Here is a 24,201-nt window from a genome sequence, read left to right as displayed (position 1 = left end):
ATAAAAATCAAATGATAAAGGCTTCCAGTCCGGAAGCCTTTTGTTTTAGGAAGCAAAACTATATCTACAGCTTCTCTAACAGCTCAGGCATTACCACAAACAAATCGTCGACCAATCCATAATCAGCAATGTCAAAAATAGGCGCATCAGGATCGCTATTAATTGCAACAATCACCTTGGAATCTTTCATTCCCGCCAAATGCTGGATCGCGCCAGAAATTCCGACGGCAATGTATAACTCCGGTGCAACAATTTTGCCGGTTTGCCCGACTTGATGGTCATTAGACACATAGCCCGCATCGACAGCCGCTCGTGACGCCCCTACCGCTCCACCTAGCTTGTCAGCCAATTGTTCTACTAAAACAAACTTCTCTTTACTCCCGAATGCACGACCACCCGACACTACTACTCTAGCCGCTGGCAATTCTGGTCGCTCACTTTCTGGCGTTTGTTGCGAAACAAACTCACTAAGTTTATTGATAATCACCGTGTCGACTTGAGTAAGCTTAGGGACAACTGGCGTGTCAGATAGCTCTGCGGCATCAAAAGCCGTACTTCTTATGGTCATCACTTTATAGGGATCATTCGACGTGACTCTCGCCAATGCATTTCCAGCATAAATTGGACGAATCACCGTATCGATAGACTCGATTGTCATCACGTCAGAAAGTTGACCAACATTAAGCAACGCCGCCACACGAGGCATCACATTCTTACCAAATGTACTGGCAGGAGAAAGAATGTGTGAGTAGTTTTTGGCTACTTGTGAGATCAAAGGTGCGATATTTTCCGCTAATCCATGTTCATATCCCTTCGCATCAACCCAGATAATTTCTGCAACACCCTGAACGCAATTCAACTCATCCAAAACTGATTGGCACTGATATCCAATAAGCAACACAGAAACAGGAAGCGATTTATCATCATCCTTAATCTCAAATGCCGCTTTAATTGCACACAGCGTCCCTACAGCCAACGATTGGTTGTCATGCTCTGCGAGCACAAGTGTTGCTAATGGTCGGTCTTCCATGGTCATGCCTCATATAACACGTCAGATCCATTACTTGAGCTTAGTCCACTTCACGTTAACGTCAACTGAGCTATAGTTTTCTGTATAGAAACCAAAACCTGTCACGCAGATGACGATAATAGAAAGGAAGCATAAAGATGGAACGAGAATGCATGGAGTTTGATGTCGTGATCGTGGGGGCCGGACCTGCAGGCTTAAGCGCCGCTTGTCGGCTAGCTCAACTCAACCAAGACAGTGAAGGTGACGCACTTTCAATTTGCGTTGTAGAAAAAGGCTCAGAAGTGGGCGCACATATTTTATCTGGCGCTGTTTTTGAAACTAGTGCCTTAGATGAGCTTTTCCCCAATTGGAAAGAAATGGACGCCCCGCTAGCAGCCTCAGTTCAACGAGATGATTTCCTTTATCTTACTACTGAGCAAAACCATATTCGCGTTCCCCACTTCCTTACACCGCGTCCAATGATAAATGGCGAGAATAATTACGTAATTAGCCTTGCCAACCTTTGCCGTTGGCTCGCTAACCAAGCAGAAAATCTTGGGGTGGAAGTTTTTCCGGGCTTTGCCGCTGCAAGCATCAATTATGATCAGACTGGCGCCGTGACAGGCATTAACACGAGCGATATGGGACTAGATAAGAACGGCCAGGCCAAACCTAACTTTGAACCAGGTATCGAGCTAAGGGCAAAATACACCCTTTTTGCTGAAGGTTGTCGCGGACATCTGGGTAAAGAACTTATTCAAAGGTTCGACCTAGACGCAGGAAAGCAACCACAGCACTACGCGCTTGGCCTAAAAGAGATATGGGAGTTACCCACTGACAGTAAGGATGTATCTGGCAGTGTTATCCACTCCGCTGGCTGGCCCTTGAGTGAAACAAATACCACAGGCGGCGGTTTTCTCTATCACATGGAGAACAACCAAATCGCCGTCGGGCTTATTGTCGACTTGAATTACAGCAATCCTTACTTGAGTCCGTTTGACGAATTTCAACGCTTTAAGCACCATCCTGCTATTGAACCACATTTGAAAAGTGCTCAGCGCATCGCTTACGGCGCAAGAGCCATTGCGAAAGGTGGGCTTTCCTCTCTGCCGAGACAGCAATTCCCTGGCGGTTTATTGATTGGTTGTGATGCGGGGACTTTGAACGTTGCTAAAATTAAAGGCAGCCACACAGCAATGAAATCCGGAATCATTGCAGCAGAAGCGGTACATACGGCCCGACAAACTGGAGCTTCTGAGCCAGACTACCAGTCGTTGTTCGAATCATCATGGTTGTATGACGAACTCGCTGAAACGCGTAACTTTGGTGCGAACATTCATAAGTTTGGCAGCATACTGGGCGGTGCTCTTTCGACTTTTGAACACAACCTGTGGCAACCACTGGTTAAGAAGCCGTTACCTTGGTCTATCAAGGACTATTCGCACGATCATGAGCAGTTAAAACCTAAACAAGAGTGCCACCCAATTGCATACCCAAAACCAGATGGTGAAATCAGTTTTGATAAGCCTTCGTCGGTATTTTTGTCGGGAACACAGCACGAAGAGAATCAACCTTGTCACCTTGTTCTGACTTACCCTCACATTCCAATTGATGTGAATTTAGGTATGTATGACGAACCGAGTCAGCGCTATTGCCCCGCTGGGGTTTACGAAGTGGTGGAAGTGGACAATAAGTTGAAGTTTCAGATAAATGCCGCCAACTGCGTGCATTGCAAAACCTGTGACATCAAAGATCCTTCGCAAAACATCACGTGGAAAGCACCAGAAGGTGGCGGCGGACCAAGCTATCAAAACATGTAGATACGTTAGTATGTTGACGACCTAACAAATGGATAAACAAACCGATTGGCAGAGCCTCATTACTCCTGCCAATCGACAAAATGATCAAGCAAGAAGTCGATAGCCAATCGCGCTCGTAGTGGTAGAAAGTGACGATTCTGATAAACAATCCAGCTGCTGTTGCCGCTTCCCCAATACGGCTCTAGTATTGGCACCAAACGACCAGACGAAATAGCATCGTTGAAACTACTCTTCGGTAAGTACGCCACACCTAATCCTTCTGCACAGGCTTGCAAGACCGTGTGTGCGTTATTGCTCTTCCATCTGCCCTGCACTTTTACGCCATCTAAAGGCTTGCCGTCTTTTTCAAACAACCAAACGTCCTTATTGGCAATAATGCAGCTATGACGCTTGAGTTGCTCTGGGTGCGTTGGTAAACCATGTTCATCGAGATAACGCTGACTGGCTGCCACTGCCATGGGACGATCCACCAGCTTTCTCGCAACCAAGCCTGAATCACTCAACCTGCCGTAACGAATGGCAAAATCGAAACCATCTTCAATAAAGTTGACCATGCTGGTGTTGAAGTTAATTTCAACCGTGAGATTAGGATGTTGCTTGGCAAACGCCATCAAGGCAGGCGCTACATGGTTCTCAGAAAACGCACCAGCGGCGCTCACGCGTAACGTACCACTCAACTGAGTTTGCTGCGTGGTGAGCTGTTCATTGGCTTGCTGAAGCCCAATCACCAATTCTTTACACTGCTGATAATACGCTTGCCCCGCTTCCGTTAGACTCACCATTCTTGTCGAACGGGCTAACAAAGCGACACCTAATCGCTCTTCTAGTCTTGTGACTTGGCGACTGACGTGACTGGTACTGCAACCTAACTGTTTTGCCGCTGCAGAAAACCCTAAGCTCTCAGCAACCGTAACAAACTCATTGATGCCTTCAAAACTGTCCATACTTACCTTTGCTATATAGCAATAATGTTTTGCCAATTAATCGTATTATCACTTATTTGTTTAGCAATTAGTATGAAGGTGTTCAACAAATACACGTAAGCCAAAAAGGAAACCATCATGAAGAAAGTACTCATCATTGTGACGAACCATGCGACCCTTGGTGAAACTGACCAAGCAAACGGAACTTACGCGCCAGAGCTCACTCATGCCCTTAGCGAGCTACTAGGTGCAGGCTTCGATTACGACATTGCCTCTATCAAAGGTGGACAAGCACCACTGTACGGAACCGACATCGAAGGCGACGCAGTGAACGAGAAAATTTTGGCGGATGATGATTTCCAGAACCGCATCAACAACACGATTCCAGTGTCACAAATCAACGGTGACAACTACGATGCGATCTTCTATCCGGGTGGTTTTGGTCTTCTTTCAGACCTAGCGAGCAACGAAGATTTTGCCAAGATTTCTGCAAAACACTATGAAGATGGCGGTATTGTGGCTGCAGTTTGTCATGGTCCGGGCGCTCTTCTACCTATCACGCTTAGCAATGGCGAAAAGCTACTTTCGTCTAAATCAGTAACAGGCTTCACTCGTGAAGAAGAGATCGACTTCGGCACCATCAACGATATCCCATTCCTATTGGAAGAATCTCTTGCACGCAACGCAGCGCGCTACTCTAAAGTGCAACCATGGCAAGAGTTTGTAATTGTGGATGATCGTGTCATCACAGGTCAAAACCCAACGAGCGCACACGGCGTAGGCAGAGCGATTGTTGAACACCTAGCTTAAACGCGCCGGAAACTACAACCATCCTAGAAGAGGAAAGCGTGCTTTGTCATGCTTTCCCTTGCTACAGGCGATCGCAAGATGCGCTTATACTTCTACCCCTGCTTCATCTTCTTCTACGATATCCGTTTCTTGGTTCGCCTCTTCCAACCATTGCTGTAAAGATTCACTTGCTAGCACCTTTTGTTGGTAAGCTTTGGCACCTTCCGATAACTCGATGCCGTAAGTTTGGAAACGCAATGCCACAGGTGCATACATAGCATCCGCTATCGACCATTCTCCAAATAGCCAACCGTTTGGATGCAGTTCTGCTTGCTCTGCCCAAATAGCGTCAATGCGAGCAATATCTTTACGTGCCCCCTCCGTTAGATCGACTTTTCTGCGTGCGCGGATGTTCATTGGGAGTTCGCTTCTTAAGTTAAAGAAACCCGAATGCATTTCTGATGCGATGGCGCGTGCTTTAGCCCGTTCCGCAGACTTACTTGGCCATGCTTTGCCTTGTAAGTATTGCTCGTTAACGTATTCCAAAATCGCTAATGAATCCCACACGGTTGCGTCATCATCCACTAAGGTAGGGACTTTCGCGGTTGGTGTAATACCTTCCAAGGTCTTATAAAAATCTTCCGTGAATAATTTGAGCTTGGTGACTTCGACATCTAGTTTGAATTGAGAAAAGATCAGCCATGCGCGCAGTGACCAGCTTGAGTAGTTTTGGTTAGCAATAAACAGTTTCATGACGCCTCCATGCGGTTTGTGTTTTGAGTACCCATTCACAATATCTGATTGTATTTAATGGGACTAACGGATAGTTTTGATGGAACACTTCAACAAAAACGATGGATGAGTTTTAGATATGGATATCGATGCGTTACGCAGCTTTCTGGCTTTTGTCGAAACGGGAAGTTTCACTCGTGCAGCCAAGCAGATCAATCGCACCCAATCCGCATTCAGTGCGCAAATGCGTAAGCTAGAAGACGAACTCAGCGTCAGTTTGTTTGAAAAAGAAGGTCGCAATCTTGTCTTAAGTGAAGCGGGATTAGCACTACGCTCTCACGCAGAGCAATTGGTTAGCTTGCACAATCAAGCACTGAAACAAGTGAGGCGCTATGAAAACAAGCGCCCTCTTCGCTTAGGTTGCCCAGAGGATTACAACGACAATATCTTGCCTAAAGTCATCCGCGTATTACAGCAATCTGAGCCCACATGTTCAATTCAAGTCTTCAGTGAGCCAAGCATCACCTTGAGAGAGAAACTCGATGAAGGAAAGCTAGACGCCGCTATTGTGACAAGAGCACCGGACAGTGAAGAAGGTTATTGGCTAGCGAGCGACAAAGGCGTGTGGATTGCTCATCCTGATTTTGACATTGAGAACGCCCAACCTCTCCCTCTCGCCCTATTCCAAACCGACTGTAAATACCATGCGGCAGCAGTAGACGGATTAACCAAACGTGGCACTCCTTATCAACTACTGGCATGTTGCAATACGGCTTCTGCACAACGAGCAATTGTACGTTCAGGCATGGCTATCGGTGCGATGGGCAGTATTAGCGTTAGCGAGGATCTTAAGATCTTAGACGATATGCCATCGCTACCTTCCGTGGATATCGTTTTGGTCACGGGCGTCGAGCCTCATCCGATACTGGATAAAGAATGCTTGGCGCAATTGGTTGAGTTAATGGCTTAACCGGATTAGCTAGCCAATCACAAAGTTAAATTGGCCAGTTAATCGCCCGTCGGTTCGTATGGTTTCAAACTGTAGATAATCTCGGGCTTTGCCACCCCACCATTCATCACCAGTATTGCCTTTTAAGTACAACTGAGTGGTCAGAAGCTCTTGGTTATCCCGCCACAACTTAACGTGAATGTGCGGTGGACGAGAGGCATAAGGCACGGGGTACAAAGTCTGGAATAAGTAGCGACCATCCGATTGAGTTTCTACCGCGCCAAAACCTGCAAAGTGAGCATCAAACTTATCATTATTTGGCTGCTTAGGATGATCGTAAATCCCCTGCCCATCGCATTGCCAGATTTCTACTTTGATACCCGAGACAGGGTTTCCCGATGTATCTACGACTTTACCTTGCAACACGATAGGTTCACCGACCAAGCCTTCTGATTGCAGAATCAAGTTTTGACGAAGAGGAATATCCACTACTGGATAAAATGGCCCTTCAGTTTGTGCTGGCGTTGGCCGCATTGGTGTTTTCGCTTTTAAAGAGGGGGCGAACAACAATGTCCACAGCGCTAAAAAGTGTCTTCTTTCCATGGTGCCACCAATACAATTGCGTTGAATTAAGTTTGGGGGAACTTAAGGAATTTGCCATGACGAATATAAAAAATGCCCCTGCAAGAGAGCCATTCGCAGAGGCACTGTGGAACTAAATGATGAGTGTTGATTGAAGGATTATGCGGCTTCGAACGCCAATGCTTTCTTCTCTACCTGACGGAAAATGAGAGTTAGCACACCATTTACCGTTAAATAAAATGCGCCTGCAATACCAAATACAGTCAACGTATCGTAAGTTTGTGCGTTAATGCGCTGCGCATAACCCATCAGATCCATGATCGTAATCGTGCTTGCTAGTGACGTGCCTTTGAAGACCAAAATCACTTCGTTCGAGTAAGCAGGAACAGCACGACGAATAGCGTATGGTAGCAGCACTTTTAGCGTTGCGGTTTTGTTCATACCCAGAGCACGACACGCTTGCCATTGACCGGAAGGAATCGCGTTAAACGCTCCTTTGAACAGCTGAGTACTGTACGCCGCGGTATTCAACGCTAACGCCAACATCGCACAGAACCAAGGTTGGCTTAACCATGTCCAGAATACACTTTCTCTTACGGCATCAAACTGACCCGGACCGTAGTACACCAAGAAGATCTGCACCAACAAAGGTGTACCAGTAAACAAGGTGATGATGCCACGACTTACCCAATGCAAACCCGGAGTACGTAGGATCAGAGTCAGCGTCATCATCAAAGCTAAGAGACAGCCCACTACCAAAGAAGCGGCGGTCAATTGAAGGCTAGTGCCTAAGCCATCCAGCATTTGCCAAACGTGTTGTTCGTTCATGCGGTTGCCTCCTGTCCCATGCTCATGCCTTGAATTGAGAACTTCTTATCAATCAGTTTTACGGCACGTTGTGTAATCAAAGTAATGCCTAAGTAAATCGCCGCAGCAGTTGCGTACCATGTAAACGCTTCATGTGTCGCTGCAGATGTTAGCTGTGCTTGTTTCAACAAATCCGTTACTCCGATCAGTGATACAAGCGCGGTATCTTTCAGCAAAACCAACCATTGGTTAGTTAAACCTGGTAGTGCGTGTCTTACTGCTTGTGGCAAAACAATGCGAACAAAAGCATGTGCCTGACTGATGCCGAGTGCACTTGCTGCTTCTCTCTGCCCTCTTCCAACGGCTTTTAACGCGCCACGTAGAGTTTGAGAAGCATAAGAAGCGAAGATCAATGACAACGCCACCACGCCAGACAAGAACGGGCTAACTTCAATAAAGTCGCCGGTGATTAAAAACAGAACCTGCGTCGAACCAAAATAGATGAACAACACGACAAGGATTTCTGGCAAGCCACGTACAATCGTCACAAACGCCGTCATTGGCCATTTAACGAAAACGCGGCGAGACATTTCACCACTGGCGAATACCACTGCCAGAATCAAACCGACTAAAAGGCTTGTGAAGGCTAGCTGGACAGTCATCCAACTAGCTTGAACAAGCGATAAAGAGTAACCCGTTAGTGCCATATTACTTACCGAAGTACTTGTTGTAGATTACGTCGTATTCGCCGTTCGCTTTCACTGTTTTCAGTGCCGTGTTCAGCTTGTTCACTAACTCGTCGTTACCTTTGTTTACTGCGATACCGAAACCGTTACCGAAGTATTTAGGGTTAGTGACGTGCTCGCCCACGTACGCTAGGTTATCTTCTTTCTTGAACCATTCTGCTACGACTGCTGTGTCACCGAATACAGAATCAATACGGCCATTCTTCATATCGATGAATGCGTCTTGGTAGCTTGAGTAAGGAACCGCTGTTACGCCTGGCATTTGCTCAATCAGGTAGCTTTGGTGCGTTGAACCGTTTTGAACACCAACACGCTTACCTTCTAGTGCTTTTTGATCAACCACTTTTTCTTTGATAGAAACAAACGCTGCTGAGTTGTCGTAGTAAGGGTCAGAAAAGTTCACTTGCTCCAAACGCGCGTCAGTAATATCCATTGCAGAGATAGCCGCATCGTAACGCTTGAATTTTAATGCAGGGATCAGGCTGTCAAAAGATTGGTTGTGGAAAGTACATTTTGCTTCCATTTCTTTACATAGTGCGTTCGCCAGATCCACATCAAAACCTTGGATTTGGTTGTTTTCATCCATGTATTCGAATGGGGCGTACGTCGCTTCCATCTCAAATTTGATCTCTTCTTGTGCTGCTGCGTTCGCTGAGACAAGTCCGATTAGTGAAGCTAGTAGAATCTTTTTCATTGCAATACTCCGTGTGTACTTAGTGGGCTGACACTCGCAATGACAGCCGAGCTTATCTGTTAAATAGACTGAACTTTAAAAACGTGATTTAGTGATTTAAGTAGTCAGCAAACTGGGCGGTTTGCGGGTTAGAAAACGAATCATTTGTGCCGTGCTCAACGATGTGTCCTTTTTCTAAATACAGTACGTGACTAGCGATTTTCTTGGCGAAATCCACTTCGTGCGTCACAACTACTTGCGTAATTCCGGTTTCGCTTAAATTTTTAATAATCTTAACGACTTGGTTAGTAATTTCCGGATCAAGCGCAGCGGTCGGTTCATCAAAAAGCAAGACTTCCGGTTTCATCATCAATGCACGAGCAATCGCCACACGTTGTTGCTGACCACCAGAAAGTTGCATCGGCCATGCATCCGCTTTGTCTGCCAAATGCAGCGTCGCGAGAATTTGCATTGCCTGCTTCTTCGCTTCTTCTTTATCCATGCCAGCGACTTTTACCGGAGCCTCAATCAGGTTCTCCATCACTGTCATATGCGGCCATAGGTTGTACTGTTGGAACACCATGCCCACTTTACGACGAAGCGCTAAACCTTGCTTCTCTTTGATTTCAGTTGAAAAGTCGAATGCGTCATTAGCGATGTTTAACTGGCCGTTATCCGCTCCTTCAAGAAGGTTAAGAACACGTAGTAGAGAGCTCTTCCCTGCACCACTTGGACCAAGTAACACCAGTGTTTCGCCGCTTTCACACTTAAAGCTGACATCGTGAAGCACTTGTGTCTCACCGTAGGATTTATTGATTCCGCTTACCTGAATAGTCATGCTGACATACCGCATTAATTGTCACTTGGCATTTATATTACTCAAAAGGATTTTTTATGCAATAAAAATGTATAAAAATTAATTTTGTTAAATTTTTGTATGATAAGCAATCAATACAACAGAGAATATGACTGGTTTAATCAGTTGGTTTTAACTGAAATTGTTGATGAAAATCCCACAATATGATGGCAATCGAAACAAGGTTAAAATTCTGGTTACTTTTGTGCTTGTGTAGACGGAATTTTGAGTCTTTGAACGTACTACACCCGACGCAGACCTTCTCATTTTTGCCGGGCTTCCCCCCTCGATTTCCGGTAAAGCCTTCTATCGGCGAGTTCCTGATTAGGACTTTGTGAATGGACTATAATTTCTCTTTGTATTCTGGCCCTTAATTCGAGTCATCTAAGTATGAGTGAGATAACCCCATGTTGAAGTCGCATTGTTTTTCTCTCATTGCACTTGCTTCTCTGAGCTTACTTTCTATACCCAGCGTTTGGAGTAGAACATCAATCGTGTTACCTGGATTGCATGAACAGGGTATTGATCTTCAAGATAAGCCTATCTCTGCTGTGGCTACACGTGAATGGGAACTGGATCATGCTGATATCTTATTCGGCGCTTACGAAAGTAAAAGTCATAATGAGCGTGTACAAGCACTTGGTTACATGTACAACCAAAAGCTGGAACTTAACTCAGGTTGGCTGGAAAACGATATACGTAACCAAGCAGAACTGAATGGAATTGACTACGAAGATTTCTTTCTCCACTTTTCTGAAGACACTATCCTAGCTGAAGTCGACTCAAGCCATGGCGAGAATACTCTACTCAATCGAAAACCGATGATCGTTGGCTATACCGCCAGCGCTGACCACGCCGGCTTTTGGCTATATCAACCACCGCCATGGGATGCTGACGTATTTGGTCAGGCGAATAATGGTGGTGCGCTCTATGTTTATCACTCAGAGAAGTTCGACCGCTTAGCCTTTACGTTCTCTCAGTTTGCTCAAGGCGGCAGCTTCACGATTGAATACCCTTCTGCTATCGACTCGTTTGGTCGGGTAACTGAATGGAAAAGCTTCGCGATTAAAAAAGACAAAACTGAGAACATGACTAAAAACCAAACAGTAAGCTGGTCTGTTCCTTTGGATTGGGTTCGCGCCACAACGCATGATGGTAGCGGAAAAACTTATGGTGGCGGTCAGTACTTTGGCTCCACCTTTTTACGCGACGTCGGCCGCCTTTACGTTGCGAAAATTACTTGGCATGACGACAACATAGAAAACCGCCCACGTCTCGAAAACATTCAACTCAAAGATAGCTTCCCTGCCGTCAATGTCTCAGGAGCACCAACGGAGACACCTGAAGGTCAAACCATTCAACGCTGGCGTAAAATTCGTGGCTTCGACAAATCTGCAGATCGAAACCAAGACAATTATCTTACTTGGAATGAATACAAAAACCGTTCGAATAAGAATGCAACAGCACGATTTCGTTGGGAGTCACGGGTTATTCCATTTGGTCGTATGTGGAATCAAACCTCTTCTTGGGCATTGACCAATCTCGGTAATCCCGTTTTTACCAATACAATGCGCCACTATTACCAAGCTGAATGGGCGAAACAAGGTTTAAATGGTGCGTACAACGACGATACGAATAAGTTACTCGGTGCAAATCAGTTCTACATATATTCCGGAGGCACAGTGGATGAGCTTGGTTTGGTGGCGGGTAGCCAAGCTGCTGACGATGCGTACAAGGCGCAATTCTCGGCGTTCTTGAATAAACTGGCAACGCTGGATGAAGATGCGTTAATTGGCCTCAACATAGGTACGGCAAACTTATTCGGTCGTAATGGACAAAACCACTTGGTTAACGCTGGCTCCTTGTACTTGCGCGAGCACTACCTTTTCCCTTCTACCGGCTTTAGTGGCTATGCTGGGTTAGCTAAGTTTTGGGATAACGCTGCACTCGCCAAAGCTGGCCAGAAAGTGATTTATCAAGCGACAACGCGTTATGGTCGCGTTCAATACTTTGGGAACACAGAAGACAATTGGAAACAGGACCAATACTCTGCACTAGCAGTGTTCTACTTAAACTATCACCCTGAGGGCAGTTACTTTAATCAGTGGAACAATGGCTACTTATATGGAAGCAATAACACAACAAGTGACAACTTCTGGAAGGCAGGCGTACCAATGAATATTGCTTATCAACCTAGCACCTTGCTTGCCGTTGATTTGGGAGAGCCTGCCAATCAAACACCAGAGGGGTATCAGGCGACTCCGGTAATGATGTCCACCAGCACGCCCTATCCTGCCGATTACACAGTCATTGGAGATGCTTCTATGAACAAAGTGGCTCATCCTGACTTGCCCAATGGCTCTATCGATTTGTTACCAACCCATACGTACTTTGCGTATCGCTCAGACGATACGGTGGTGATGCATGGTCCTACGGAGATGGTGTTAGCCCGCGAATTCACTAAAGGCCGAGTGCTGTATCGAACTGATTTCTTTGGCAAGAATATCGATTATTTCACCTCACCGAAGATAACTATCGCACTTCCAGAGCCTATGCGACCTGTAGATCAAGACGGTAACATCGGCGACTATGTTTCTCATATTGAGATTGGCGGCTACGAAGGAGTGTTCTTGCTGTATTAACTCCCTTTCAACCCGTCTCACCAAACGCTTCATAAATCGCCGTTTTTATGCTTAACGTCACTGAAAAAAACTTGTTCACTGAATCTTTATAAACCGATGTATATACTGAAGTAAATGACAACGACAAGGAAATTCAGTCACATGAAGACGACACCTTCAATGCTCTCTGTTCTGCTGCTATCAGCATTATCTACTCATGCAAATGCGGACGAATGCGGAAAAATAACCATCGCAGACATGAATTGGAATTCGGCCAGCTTAATGGCGCACATCGACCAATTTGTCTTAAATGAAGGCTACCAGTGCGATGCGGAATTGATCCCTGGTGATAGCGTTCCTACAGGCACCTCTATGATTGAAAAGGGACAGCCTGACGTTGCGCCAGAGTTATGGACAAACGGTATTAAAGAAGCACTTGATAAAGGGATTGCGGATAAACGCTTGCGCATCGCTAGTGAATCGCTTGTCAATGGTGGTGAAGAAGGGTTTTGGGTTCCCGCCTATCTGGTAAAACAGTATCCAGAACTCGCGACGATAGAAGGCGTCATCAAGCACGCCAAACTATTTGAACACCCAGAGGATGATGACAAGTTCGCGTTTTATAGCTGCCCTGCTGGTTGGACATGCCAAATCACCTCCGGTCACTTGTTTAATGCATTAGGGTTAAGTGAGCACGGCTTTGAGATGGTTGACCCAGGATCTGGCGCAGCATTAGCTGGCACCATCGCCAAAGCCTATGATCGCAAAATGCCTTGGTTTGGTTACTACTGGTCACCGACCCCCGTATTGGGCAAGTATGATATGGTCAAAGTGGATTTTGGTAGCGGAACAGATTTAGAAGAGTATCGCAACTGTACCACTCAGCCTGATTGCGCTTCACCAAAAGTAACAATGTACCCACCTTCTCCAGTTCGCACAGTAACAACTGAGGCGTTTGCGAGCAAAGAACCCCAAGCATTCGCGTACTTGCAGAAACGCGGATTTACCAACGAGCAAATGAGTGAAATGCTGGCCTGGATGGAAGATAACTACGCGGACGGTGAAGAAGCGATGTTTTACTTCTTTAATACCTACCCTGACTTGTGGAAAGGCTGGGTATCTGAAGACGTCGCGGTGAGAATCGAAAAAGCGCTTTGATGATTAATACTTCGAGTGCCACAAATCATTTAACCTCCCATACCGTTTGAATAAACGGCATGGGAGGCTAATCAACGACTCGTTAATACATGGTGTGACCATTCAATGTTTCTTTGGGTATCTCTTGCAGAGCGTCCCAATGTTCAACGATCTTCCCATTGTGATCAAAACGAAAGAAATCCATCGTCACGTATTCAATATCATTAGGCCATGTTTGGTGAGTGTGTAGTGCCACCAAATTCCCTTCAGCAATGGCTCGCACAAACGTAATATCTTTATCGGGATACTCATTTTGCATCCGCTCAAAATACTCGATAAAAGCCTCGGGGCCATTTCCAACTAATGGATTGTGCTGGATGTACTCATCACCTACGTAGTCTTCAACTGCCTTTCTTGGGTTACCTCTATAGGCGGTTTCGTAAAACGCAATGGCATTTCTTTTATTCTCTTGCAGATCCATTTTTCTTACCTGTGTTGCTCCATCTTGCGGATAACGGTAATCATAGTCTTTGAACTTCAGAAGTGAGTGAACATCGCGCACAAAAAAGGCCGCTAAACCGCAGCCTTCATCACTTCTACTTGGAATCATCGCCTTTCATCGCTTAAACCACACCGCCAGCACCGAGCATAGAACGCTCACTGTTCTCCACCAGCAACGCGGTTGCGGTTTGTTTCAGTGTTTCCCATTCTTGGTCTTCGACAAAGATACCATTTTGCCAAGAAGCTTGTTGCGTGCGGCTTAACTCATCACCTTCAATGTGAATGGTATACCCTTGTGCACTTTTCTCGATATCGAAATCGTTCACGGAGAGCTCGATAACCATACTATGCAAATCCGTATCATGCCCATCAAACTGATCCGAGAAAAAGACTTCTGGCGCGATTCGTCCACGATTTAACACATAAAGCGTTCGCTTGGGACTAGAGCCATTGACCCATTGTGCACGGCACGCAATGCCTTTTGCAGAGAGCTTCAACAACTCACTGAAACCCAGCCAACGGTTATGACACTGTTTCAACGTAATGGTAATCGACTTACGGTTGATCATTTTCTCGAGCGCGAAATCCAACACAGCGGGTAAATGACACGCTACACTCCCGTTGTGCAGTTCTACCTCTATGCTTGACGGCGTACTGTTGGTCACCGATACGGCGCAGTCTGAATCTAACCCAAGAAACAGACTGGCGTTATTAAAATGACGAACTCCATGTAAGCCAACCATTTGCAAGTCCGCCACCATGTTCGCAATGACATCCGCCTCACCACAGTGACGGCGCATGCCAAGAAATGCCTTATTAACCGCGGCCACCAATTCGTTGTGAGAGACGATCATAATGCAAATCCTCCGTTGATTTTTTGATTGTCACTTTGCGCAATTTCGTCACGCGGCGGCATGCTAGGGAAAATCCATGTGTCTGCCAGTTTAGGGTCGTGAATTTCATCTAACAACGGCGCACCTTGGAAGAAAGTTACTCGAACCCAACGATCCGAGCGCGGATCAAACTTAGTCGCGCCAAAGATCGCCAATTTACAGCGCAGTAAGTGCATTGGTAACGCATCTTTACGCAGCACATTCATTTGAATATCCCCCATCGCACGGTTGCCTAGCGTCCATACGCGACGTGTGATCGAACGATAAGCCGGTTTTTGCAATAGAAACTCTGCTACGGACATTTCTACATCACAGTCAAGCAAGGCCTGGTACAAGCGATTCACTTGTCTGCCGATATCAAGCGGCAGTTCTTTTTCTTCTCCTGCTTCCTCGCCACGAACACCAAGCCTTGGCTCTTCTTTGTCTTGTGAACGATACCAGAACCAATAATTGTTCTCGGCCAGTGAGTAATCCGCATCAATCGCCCAGCGGTATTTGTTTTGCAACACTTCCAGTAAGTCTTGGATCTTTTTCCCGCCCGGGATCGATAACGTTTCATCCGTATTCATTTGGCTAGCAAATTCGTCCACCAAAGATGGGTAGAGTTCGATCAAGCAAGAGGTGAGGATTTCTTGGGCTTCCACACTCATTGTTTTCTTTTGCTCGACCAAACTCGCCCAGTTCGGATGTGATGCCATTAACGTTGTCAGCTCTGATAGCAGTTGTTTGATGTCTGCTATCGCTTGGTGATTGAGCCTATCTTGATGTTCATTGATGGTGATGACTTGCTCTAAATGACGCTGTGCTTTTTGCAGCAATCCTTGCAAAGGAGCATGGAACGACGCTTCACATGGCATCGCAAAGACTCGCGCTACCGCACGTTCGCGAGAGGTCATCCATTGGTCAACGATGCACGGGTGATTAATCAAGTATGGAGCCATGCCTAAGCCAGTAGCATTGCCGACACCAAGGTAGCGCTGCAAGCCACGATGCAAAGCCACCGCCTTGTCGCCACCTTGTTGAAGTGCCAGATAGTGCACCCAATCTAGGCTGAATTCACGCAACATATATACGGCACACATTTGCGCACTAAAAGACTGGCTGAAATCTGAGTTGTTCTCTAACAGTTTGAAGTCGGCGATACCAAACTTTCCGTTACCATAAACAGCTGTGGTACGCAGGATATAACCCACTTCCGCTAACTCTTTCGGCTCAGGCTGCTCGCCTTGAGAAAGCGCGCTAACAATGTGCTCAAACACGCGCACACTTTTGTTTGCGCGAGCAAGAACAAGTACGTTGTTTGGATTACGTCCCGCTTCTTGCAGCGGTACATTTTCTCGCAATCTTTCCAACAAAGTAACATCAACATCGCCTTGAACCAGTGCAAATGTGACGTCCCACTTTTCAGCAATGACGCGATCATTACGCTCGTCGTCGGCAATTTCATCACAGAATACCACCAAATGATAAACGTGCTCTGGCGTGGTCAATTTGTAAATCACATGACCATAACCACGAGGACAAAGCTGCCACTCATGCTTGGTTACTTGCCAGTTTTGGCTTGCCATATTACGAATCAGACTGCGAACAAAGCTGATTCGGTTTTGGTGCATTGCGCCAAGCCTTTCGGCTGCCATGACAATCGCTGCATCGCGCATAGTTGCTTCCGTATAAGTAGAACGATGTGCATCCATTTTGCTCACCACCTATTTGTTATTGTAAGAATACTAGGGTTTGTGCGGATGCAGGAGGAAAACACCCGCACAAGCTCCACGTTGTTTGAATTAGATAATTGTTATAGCCCTTGCTCTTTCGCCATTTTGATTGCGATTTGCGGTGCATTCCAAAGTGACGGCAACAGAATCAGCGAAACCGGAACCGCGGTAATCACAATGAAAGATTGCAGTGCAGAAATGCCGCCAGAGCCAAGGGAAATTAGGATCAATGCCGTCACACCCATCATTACTCCCCAGAAGGTACGGATGATCGCATTCGGCTCCGTTTCACCACTGATCACGACACTGATTGTGTAAGTCATTGAGTCGCCCGTCGTGACGATGAAGATCGTGGTTAAAATCAGAAATAGAATTGAAGTCAGCATTGGCATTGGTAGTTGCTGAGTCACTGCAAGCAAAGCACCTGGCAAGTTAAAGCCCTCAAACGCCGCACTCACGCTACCCGGTTCAGCAATTTCAAACGCAAGGCCTGAGCCGCCCACAATCGTGAACCAAAAACAGGTGGTTAACGGAGCCACAATACTGATGGTGGAAATGACTTGGCGAATAGTGCGACCACGGGAAATACGCGCAATAAAAATTGCCATCATCGGACCATAACCAAGGAACCAGCCCCAGAAAAATACTGTCCACCAGCTTAGCCAACCTTCATCACCACGGTAGGTCGCCATTGGGATAAAGTTATCCAGCATGCTCCCTACACCTTGAATGTATCCGTTAAAGATAAAATTCGTAGGGCCAAAAAACAGGATGTAAACCATCAATGCCATTGCCAGAATCACGTTGTAACGACTAAGCAGTTGCATGCCTCGGCTTAATCCACTGAGTGCTGACAAGGTGTAAAGAGCAATCGCAAACAAGATGATGATAAGCTGAGTGGTAAAGCCATCAGGGATATCAAACAGCGCATTTAACGCGTAGCTAACCTGCAAGCCTAGAAACCCAATTGGCCCGATGGTGCCTGCGGCTACAGCGATAATGCAGCACGCGTCAATCAATGCACCGAGTTGGCCTTTAAGTGCTCGTTCGCCCAAGACTGGGTAAAGCAAAATACGGGGTTTTAGCGGTAAACCTTTGTCGTAATGTAGGTGCATCACCACGATGGAAGTTAAGCTACCTACAATCGCCCAAGCTAGAAAGCCCCAGTGCATAAAGGATTGCGACAACGCATTCACCGCACCTTGCTGCGGGTTATCTTGCGCGCCGTACAAAGGAGGTGGGCTAACATAATGCGCGATAGGCTCAGCCGCGGCCCAGAAAACGCCACCACCAGCCAATAAGGTACAGAAAATAATCGCCATCCAGCGGAAAGAATCCATTTCTGGTTTTGCAATCCCGCCCAACATCACCTTGCCTGTTCGCCCTGCAGCCAAGCCAAGACCAATAAGAAAAGTGAGAAGCAGCAGTAACTGCCAGTATGGACCAAACACCTGAACTGCCCAGCCAAAGCCAGCGTTAACGATCGTAGATAACAGCTCGCCGTCATAAAGTGCAATAGCAACGAACAACGCGATGAAACCACCGCTATACCAAAAGGCCGGGTTATTCAGTCCTAATTTGTCCGTCGTGTTTTCTGTTGTTGATGTGTTGTGTTTTGCTTTTGACTTGCCCGATGACACGCTCATCGTGGAAGCTTTCATGCTATTGGTTAAATCAGACATACTCTGGCTCCAGAGGTTCTTTGCAGCAGCCAAAGACTGGCTACAAATGTGAGTTTTACGCCTGCCGTATTGTTATTATGTGGACAGGCGGTTCCTACTTTGGGGAATGCTATGAAATAGGCTCTAATCCTTCTTTAAGGAAGTTGAACCAGTTTTCACCCAATATTTTTCCAGCCTCAGATTCACTGAATCCGTGACCCATTAATCCGTTGTAGATGTTCTCCATCCCTGCGCTGCCGCAGAACCATGGCAGCGCATCTGGCCATCCCGAGTTACTTGCTGAACCTTCGCCGTAATCCATCGCTTTTGACCAACGCCCGTTGCGCATCCACTCCAACACTTGTTGCGGCTGATTTAGGCACAAATCGCTACCGATACCTAAATGGTCAACGCCAAACATGTCTGCGGTTTTCGCAACCATCTGGCAGAAATCATCCAGCGTGCACTGGCTGCCATTTGGCAAATGGAACGGATATAAACTGAATCCAATCAAACCACCGCGCTCCGTTAGTGCTTTGATCACGGTGTTAGACTTGTTGCGCAGTGCGTCATGCGCAAATGTCGGGTTAGCATGGCTGATACAAATTGGACGCGAAGAGAGCTCGATAGCTTCCAACGTCGAACGCTCCGCGCTGTGGGACATATCAATGATCATCCCGACTCGGTTCATCTCTTCAATCGCTTGCTTACCAAAGCGAGTTACGCCGGAATCGTTTTGTTCGTAACAACCTGTCGCCAGTAAGCTTTGGTTGTTGTAGGTCAGTTGCATGATCAGCAGACCTTGGCGGCGCATCACTTCAATCAGACCAATTTCATCATCGATAGGTGAGCAATTTTGCGCGCCGAAGAAGATGCCGACTTTGCCTTCTGCTTTGGCTTTTTCTACATCTGCCATTGAATAAATAGGCATGATGAGGTCCGCATTTTGCTCGAAGCGCAAGTTCCACTCAGCAAAACGCGTTAAGGTTTCGCGCGCAGTTTCGTGGTAGACGATGGTGGCATGAACGGCGGTAATGCCACTCGCCTTAAGCGTTTGGAAATACTCTCGATCCCAATTGCAGTACTGCAATCCGTCAATCACAATCCGTTGTTGGTACATAACCACTCCTTAAACAATTTCTTAGCCTTTTCGTGCGGGCAGCTGACACCATCAGCTACCCTGCTGTTCTTAGTAAGGGCGCTGATAAGCGGTTTTCACCACGGTGTAGAACTCTTTGGCGTACTGACCTTGCTCACGAGGGCCAAAGCTAGATTCTTTACGGCCACCAAATGGCACGTGATAATCTGTACCCGCAGTTGGCAAGTTAACCATGACGCAGCCCGTTTGGACTTGCTGTTTGAAGATCGCGCTATTGCGCAGGCTTTGCGTGATAATGCCGCCTGTCAGGCCAAAGCGCGTATCGTTCGCGACTGCAATTGCCTCATCCAGATCAGAAACGCGAATCACGCTCGCCATTGGCGCAAAGACTTCTTCTTGGTTCACTTCCCAGCCATTCTGTGTATTTAAAAACAGAGTTGGTGACATGTAGTAACCGTCATGCTCTAGGCTCAGACGCTCACCACCGAAAGCCAGCTCCGCGCCTGCTTGGCGTGCGTTTTCGATCCACTCAAAGTTCGCATTCAGCTGGTTACCATCAACAACAGGGCCCATGAATACGCCCTCTTCTAGAGCGTGACCCACTTTAAGTTCGCTCATGCGTTTGATTAGCGCCTCAACATACGCGTCGTGAATTCCGTCCATAACCACAAGACGAGAAGACGCGGTGCACTTTTGACCTGCACCCGAGAATGAGCCTGCGATTGTCGCTTCGACAGCAATCTGAATGTCTGCATCATCTGCCACTACGAGCGCATTTTTGCTACCCATCTCTAGCTGACAACGCACAAAATTTGGTGCCGTTGCCGCTGCAACTTTACGGCCAGTGCCCACAGAACCAGTGAAGCTCACGCCGTTCACTTCCTTCGAATTAATAAGGGTATTACCGACTTGCGAACCGCTACCCAAAACGAGGTTAAACGTGCCGGCAGGTAAACCTTGGCGATGGATAATCTCTGTCAGCGCAACGGCACTTGCTGGGGTTAGGTTGGCAGGCTTCCAGACGACGCTGTTGCCAAACGCAAGTGCTGGCGCGATTTTCCAAGCCGCTGTTGCTGTTGGAAAGTTCCAAGGAGAGATAATGGCGATAACGCCGACGGCTTCACGAGTAACTTCAACGGAGACACCTGGACGGACGGAAGCAGCGTTATCGCCAATTTGACGCAGAACCTCAGCAGCAAAGTATTGGAAGAATTGGCCAGCACGGTATATCTCACCTCGACCTTCAGCAAATGGCTTACCTTCTTCACGCGAAAGTAAGGTGCCCAATTCGTCACATCGTGCAATGAGCTCATCACCAATCGCTTGTAGCACTGCTTGCTTGCGCTCGATTGGTGTTTTTTCCCACTCTGGCTGCGCTGATTTAGCCGCTTGAATCGCTTGCTCTACTTGCGACACACTCGCTTGTGCGAAATCGCCAATGTTTTCGCTGATATCAGAAGGGTTAATATTGGCGATGGTGTCCATGCCCGATTGCCACTCACCCGCTATATAGAGGGATTTTTCTGCTTGAACATTGTTAATAAAAGTCATGGTTCTTTCCTTGTTCTTCCGATTTGTGATGGCAAGCCACCCACTCACTGATCTCTAATTGTTCTTATTGGATTTATTCTGGTTGGCTTGCCGACGCGTAGACGACAAACTCCACCAACATCTCTTCTCGCGCTAACCCTGCAACCACCATGGCGGCGCGATTTGGGTACGGTGCTTCAAAATATTCCGCGTACACTTGGTTAACGGTCTTTAAGTATTCTCTATCAGTCACATAAATCAGGACCTGCAACACCGAGTCCAAAGACTCCCCTGCACACTCCAGGGTGTGTATGAGATTGTTAAAGGTTTGACGTGTTTGTGCTTCGATACCGCCTTCCACAACCGCGCCTGTGTCATCAATAGGAATTTGAGCCGTATACAGGGTTCCGTTGTTGACTATCGCCCATTCAAGCGGCGCTTTAGAAGCAAATAGACTGGTTTTAACTGGGTGTTTTTTAGTAGGAGTATTCACGTGCCTTTCAACCTTTGTAACAGCTTTGTTTCAATATGGTTAAATGATGCACATTGACAGGCGATAAATCTAACGGTAAATTTTTGACATTTGATAAATTAAACTTATCACTCTGTTTAAAATAACGTAAATAAAGGGATTAAGAGGCATTAGGGATGAGTATTAAGCTTCAACAATTAATGCATTTTGTGATGGTAGTCGAGGAAGGAGGCTTTCGAGCCGCTTCACATCGTGCAAATCGTTCTCAGGCGGCACTGTCAACATCGATAAAAGAGCTTGAAAAAATTCTAGGGCAAACGCTGTTTGAACCCGGAAACAAAACCAAATTGACCCCGTTTGGTGAAATTTGTCTTCCCAAAGTGGTTCAGTTTCTCAATATCTACAGTGCACTAGACAACGATCTCAAAGCAGCCGCTGCCGGACAGCAAGGGAGAGTGCGAATTGCGAGCGTTCCTTCTGTTGCAGCGAAGCTCATTCCTAGCGTGTTGGGCGCCTTTTGCGAACAGTATCCAAATGTAGAAGTAAGCTTGATAGACGATAATGCCGCTGGCGTCGAGGCTCGCCTACTCTCCGGTGAAGTCGACTTAGCGCTCGGTAACCCCTCTCACCTCGATGAGGGCGGCATTGACTTTACACCGCTGTTAGCCGATCCAATAGGCGTGGTGTGTTTAAAGGACAACCCTATTGCGAGTCATCCAGAAGGAATCGAGTGGCAAACTTTGTTGGAACAACCCTTTATCCGTAACGGCACTTGTACACTTCTCGATCCAACCCCAGCAAGAGCTCTGAGTCAGCAAGCGCTCTATTCGGTCGAAAATATTACTTCGCTGTTTTCTGTCTTAGAACTTGGGATTGGTGTCACGACCCTACCGAAGCTTGCTTTCCCAACCAATGAAACACGCTTGGTTTGGATTCCGCTTATCGATCCACCACTTGAAAGGCAAATTGGTATATTTACGTTAACCGATCGCACGATCTCGCCTCAAGCTAAAGCATTTCACGATCTTTGTGTGCATTATTTAAACTATCAAAAAGAAGATAAATAATGGTTCGATTAACATGCGGATAATTGAAAGCCTCCATATTCAGAGTGGAGGCTAATTTGTATTTGTGTAGTCGCTTCGTTTTATTTTTTGCGACGATTTCGGTTCTTATACACCACGCAAAAGTTACCACGCTTGGTACGACACTTTGAGCAACGTTCGCAATCTACTGGTGCGCGATTGCCTTCTTTCCAACGTTTGATCAACTGCGGCTCAGCCAATAAAGGGCGTGACACAGCAAAAAATTGGATATCTGTGTTTTCTGCAATTTTCTCAATCGCATCAATGTCGCTCAGCCCGCCGACAGTAATCACCGGTATGCTAACATCCTGACTGATCACGTGACCATATTCGTGAAAGTAACCTTCTTCTTGTAGTGTGTAACCATCGAACGTTTGACCAACAAGTTCGTTTGCTTTGCCGTGAACATTGCCAGATACGATGATCGCATCAACGCCTACTTCTTCAAGTTTCTTACAGACGACGCGAGTTTCATCGAACGTTAAACCGCCGTCAAAGAACTCAGTTGCCGTCAGTTTAACGAGGATGGGAAATTCGCTTCCAACCAGCTTTCTGGTTTCAGAATAAATTTCTAAAAGAAAGCGCATGCGATTTTCTAAGCCACCACCATATTCGTCTTCGCGACGATTATAGTACGGGCTTAAAAACTGGTTAATTAAATAAGTGTGCGCCGCATGAATCTCTACGCCGTCAAAACCAGCGTCTTGAGCACGTTTGCTCGCCAATGCGAATGCCTTTACGATGTAGTCGATTTCGTCCTTTGTCATCGCTTTGCCTTGCGTATTTGTACCACGCTCAGGCACGTCACTCGGAGCGAAGATGACACGCTCACCGACGTTATGGGTGGTTTTGGTGCCACCGTAAGCAATTTGCATCACGATTTTAGAATCTTGTTGATGTACTAGCTCTGTTAGCTTTTTGTATTCTTCAATAAAAGAGTCGTTGTAGATCCCCATCATACCTGCGTTGGGTTTCTCTTCTTCAACGATATTGGCATAACCCGTAACAATAAGCCCAACTTCCCCTTTCGCAAGCGTTTCGTAAATATCGTAAAGCTTTGCCGTCATATGACCATCTTCGGTCGCCATGTTCTCCCACGTTGCGCTTCTCACAAAACGGTTCTTTAGGGTCATGTTGCCAATGCGGGCTTCGGAAAACAAAATGCTCAAAACCAGTCCTCTTAAAGTTGTCTTTATGTTTTATCTGTTCGCAAGTAAACAAGAACGAAAAAGGAACAGCGATACACGATGTATGGCTGTTCCTTCTCTGAATCCTTGAGACCTGCAAACTACAGGCGCACCTTAATGCCTCGGAGACGACAAAACTTTAATCTGGGTTAATGTTTAGTGAGTTTTTAGACTATGTAAAAGGATGATTCTTAATCGTGTTCATTTCACTGGAGTTAAGATGCTTCCTCACCCACTTTCAGTCGTAAAACTTGTGTATTTCGCTAGCTGGTGATTCAACTTAAACATTCGCATTGTTAGTTTGTATGCTGCTATGGGAACTAGCACTACCCCAAATGTTTACATTACAAACTATCGATATTGAATTCTCATATGGTAAGTAGAGTTATTGCGCTGTTTATACTTTTAGCTTAA

22 protein-coding genes are annotated in these 24,201 nt (G+C 46.4%); 6 read left to right on the top strand and 16 right to left on the bottom strand.

All coding sequences use genetic code 11. The annotated features are described in order from the left end of the window. Positions 1-64 precede the first annotated feature (64 nt). Complete coding sequence (locus R7Z47_RS03535; RefSeq protein WP_017821214.1) at positions 65-1,030, bottom strand: electron transfer flavoprotein subunit alpha/FixB family protein; 966 nt, start codon at positions 1,028-1,030, stop codon at positions 65-67. 137 nt (positions 1,031-1,167) lie between these two features. Here R7Z47_RS03535 and R7Z47_RS03530 point away from each other — a divergent pair, with 137 nt between their 5' ends. Beyond that, on the top strand, positions 1,168-2,829 hold the full coding sequence (locus tag R7Z47_RS03530; protein ID WP_262606500.1) for an electron transfer flavoprotein-ubiquinone oxidoreductase: 1,662 nt from the start codon (positions 1,168-1,170) through the stop codon (positions 2,827-2,829). A 59-nt stretch (positions 2,830-2,888) separates the two neighbouring features. Here the strand turns inward: R7Z47_RS03530 and R7Z47_RS03525 are convergent, their stop codons facing one another. Further along, positions 2,889-3,773 carry a LysR family transcriptional regulator gene (locus tag R7Z47_RS03525; protein WP_172563862.1) on the bottom strand — a complete coding sequence of 295 codons (885 nt, stop codon included), beginning with the start codon at positions 3,771-3,773 and terminating at the stop codon, positions 2,889-2,891. Positions 3,774-3,890: 117 nt separating this feature from the next. On the opposite strand from R7Z47_RS03525, the gene R7Z47_RS03520 reads away from it, so the two are divergent. Further along, complete coding sequence (locus tag R7Z47_RS03520; protein WP_172563863.1) at positions 3,891-4,562, top strand: type 1 glutamine amidotransferase domain-containing protein; 672 nt, start codon at positions 3,891-3,893, stop codon at positions 4,560-4,562. Positions 4,563-4,646: 84 nt separating this feature from the next. Here the strand turns inward: R7Z47_RS03520 and R7Z47_RS03515 are convergent, their stop codons facing one another. Then, positions 4,647-5,294: a glutathione S-transferase family protein gene (locus R7Z47_RS03515; protein WP_033906965.1), complete on the bottom strand. Its 648-nt coding sequence runs from the start codon at positions 5,292-5,294 to the stop codon at positions 4,647-4,649. Positions 5,295-5,412: 118 nt separating this feature from the next. Here R7Z47_RS03515 and R7Z47_RS03510 point away from each other — a divergent pair, with 118 nt between their 5' ends. Then, positions 5,413-6,243: a LysR family transcriptional regulator gene (locus R7Z47_RS03510; protein ID WP_042521063.1), complete on the top strand. Its 831-nt coding sequence runs from the start codon at positions 5,413-5,415 to the stop codon at positions 6,241-6,243. Positions 6,244-6,252: 9 nt separating this feature from the next. Here the strand turns inward: R7Z47_RS03510 and R7Z47_RS03505 are convergent, their stop codons facing one another. From R7Z47_RS03505 to artP, 5 genes are all read right to left on the bottom strand, one after another. Continuing rightward, a complete protein-coding gene (locus R7Z47_RS03505) occupies positions 6,253-6,825 on the bottom strand; it encodes a protocatechuate 3,4-dioxygenase (RefSeq protein ID WP_262606501.1) in 573 nt (190 codons plus the stop codon). 138 nt (positions 6,826-6,963) lie between these two features. Next, entirely contained in the window at positions 6,964-7,632 is a 669-nt protein-coding gene (gene artM / locus R7Z47_RS03500; RefSeq protein ID WP_005388569.1) for an arginine ABC transporter permease ArtM, read from the bottom strand. Beyond that, positions 7,629-8,318, bottom strand: a complete 690-nt coding sequence (gene artQ, locus R7Z47_RS03495) for an arginine ABC transporter permease ArtQ (RefSeq protein ID WP_005388570.1) — start codon at positions 8,316-8,318, stop codon at positions 7,629-7,631. The genes artM and artQ overlap by 4 nt, the downstream gene beginning before the upstream one ends. 1 nt (position 8,319) lies before the next feature. Further along, the gene (locus tag R7Z47_RS03490; protein WP_318129821.1) at positions 8,320-9,051 is read right to left on the bottom strand and encodes an arginine ABC transporter substrate-binding protein; all 732 of its coding nucleotides are present in this window, start codon (positions 9,049-9,051) and stop codon (positions 8,320-8,322) included. 88 nt (positions 9,052-9,139) lie between these two features. Further along, the gene (gene artP, locus R7Z47_RS03485; protein WP_114139536.1) at positions 9,140-9,868 is read right to left on the bottom strand and encodes an arginine ABC transporter ATP-binding protein ArtP; all 729 of its coding nucleotides are present in this window, start codon (positions 9,866-9,868) and stop codon (positions 9,140-9,142) included. A 425-nt stretch (positions 9,869-10,293) separates the two neighbouring features. Between artP and R7Z47_RS03480 the strand changes: the two genes are divergently transcribed. Together R7Z47_RS03480 and R7Z47_RS03475 are read left to right on the top strand one after the other, a co-directional pair. Next, a complete protein-coding gene (locus R7Z47_RS03480; protein ID WP_318129820.1) occupies positions 10,294-12,528 on the top strand; it encodes a hypothetical protein in 2,235 nt (744 codons plus the stop codon). A 141-nt stretch (positions 12,529-12,669) separates the two neighbouring features. Continuing rightward, complete coding sequence (locus R7Z47_RS03475; RefSeq protein ID WP_005375798.1) at positions 12,670-13,665, top strand: ABC transporter substrate-binding protein; 996 nt, start codon at positions 12,670-12,672, stop codon at positions 13,663-13,665. Positions 13,666-13,747: 82 nt separating this feature from the next. On the opposite strand, the gene R7Z47_RS03470 is transcribed toward R7Z47_RS03475, so the two are convergent. From R7Z47_RS03470 to R7Z47_RS03440, 7 genes are all read right to left on the bottom strand, one after another. Continuing rightward, the gene (locus tag R7Z47_RS03470) at positions 13,748-14,125 is read right to left on the bottom strand and encodes a nuclear transport factor 2 family protein (RefSeq protein ID WP_031777276.1); all 378 of its coding nucleotides are present in this window, start codon (positions 14,123-14,125) and stop codon (positions 13,748-13,750) included. Positions 14,126-14,267: 142 nt separating this feature from the next. Then, positions 14,268-14,999 carry a DUF3726 domain-containing protein gene (locus R7Z47_RS03465; protein ID WP_213911993.1) on the bottom strand — a complete coding sequence of 244 codons (732 nt, stop codon included), beginning with the start codon at positions 14,997-14,999 and terminating at the stop codon, positions 14,268-14,270. Beyond that, on the bottom strand, positions 14,996-16,732 hold the full coding sequence (locus R7Z47_RS03460) for a hypothetical protein (protein WP_213911994.1): 1,737 nt from the start codon (positions 16,730-16,732) through the stop codon (positions 14,996-14,998). Before R7Z47_RS03460 ends, R7Z47_RS03465 begins: the two co-directional genes overlap by 4 nt. Positions 16,733-16,833: 101 nt before the next feature. After that, entirely contained in the window at positions 16,834-18,435 is a 1,602-nt protein-coding gene (locus R7Z47_RS03455) for a BCCT family transporter (RefSeq protein ID WP_005388593.1), read from the bottom strand. Positions 18,436-18,544: 109 nt separating this feature from the next. Beyond that, positions 18,545-19,534 carry a membrane dipeptidase gene (locus R7Z47_RS03450; RefSeq protein WP_053303711.1) on the bottom strand — a complete coding sequence of 330 codons (990 nt, stop codon included), beginning with the start codon at positions 19,532-19,534 and terminating at the stop codon, positions 18,545-18,547. A 69-nt stretch (positions 19,535-19,603) separates the two neighbouring features. After that, positions 19,604-21,064 carry an aldehyde dehydrogenase family protein gene (locus R7Z47_RS03445; RefSeq protein WP_053307779.1) on the bottom strand — a complete coding sequence of 487 codons (1,461 nt, stop codon included), beginning with the start codon at positions 21,062-21,064 and terminating at the stop codon, positions 19,604-19,606. 73 nt (positions 21,065-21,137) lie between these two features. Next, the gene (locus R7Z47_RS03440; RefSeq protein ID WP_005375789.1) at positions 21,138-21,536 is read right to left on the bottom strand and encodes a RidA family protein; all 399 of its coding nucleotides are present in this window, start codon (positions 21,534-21,536) and stop codon (positions 21,138-21,140) included. A 155-nt stretch (positions 21,537-21,691) separates the two neighbouring features. On the opposite strand from R7Z47_RS03440, the gene R7Z47_RS03435 reads away from it, so the two are divergent. Further along, on the top strand, positions 21,692-22,582 hold the full coding sequence (locus R7Z47_RS03435; protein WP_005375788.1) for a LysR family transcriptional regulator: 891 nt from the start codon (positions 21,692-21,694) through the stop codon (positions 22,580-22,582). A gap of 80 nt (positions 22,583-22,662) precedes the next feature. Here R7Z47_RS03435 and R7Z47_RS03430 read toward each other — a convergent pair whose 3' ends face one another. Beyond that, positions 22,663-23,769 (bottom strand): NADH:flavin oxidoreductase, encoded by a 1,107-nt coding sequence (locus R7Z47_RS03430; protein ID WP_086047323.1) that lies wholly within the window; start codon positions 23,767-23,769, stop codon positions 22,663-22,665. Positions 23,770-24,201: the final 432 nt, after the last annotated feature.

The sequence above is a fragment of the Vibrio sp. 1641 genome, assembly GCF_033339995.1.
GTDB classification, from domain to species: Bacteria; Pseudomonadota; Gammaproteobacteria; order Enterobacterales; family Vibrionaceae; genus Vibrio; species Vibrio alginolyticus.
The sequence above is the reverse complement of the archived record's forward strand: the minus strand, read 5'-3'. Positions and strand labels throughout refer to the sequence as shown.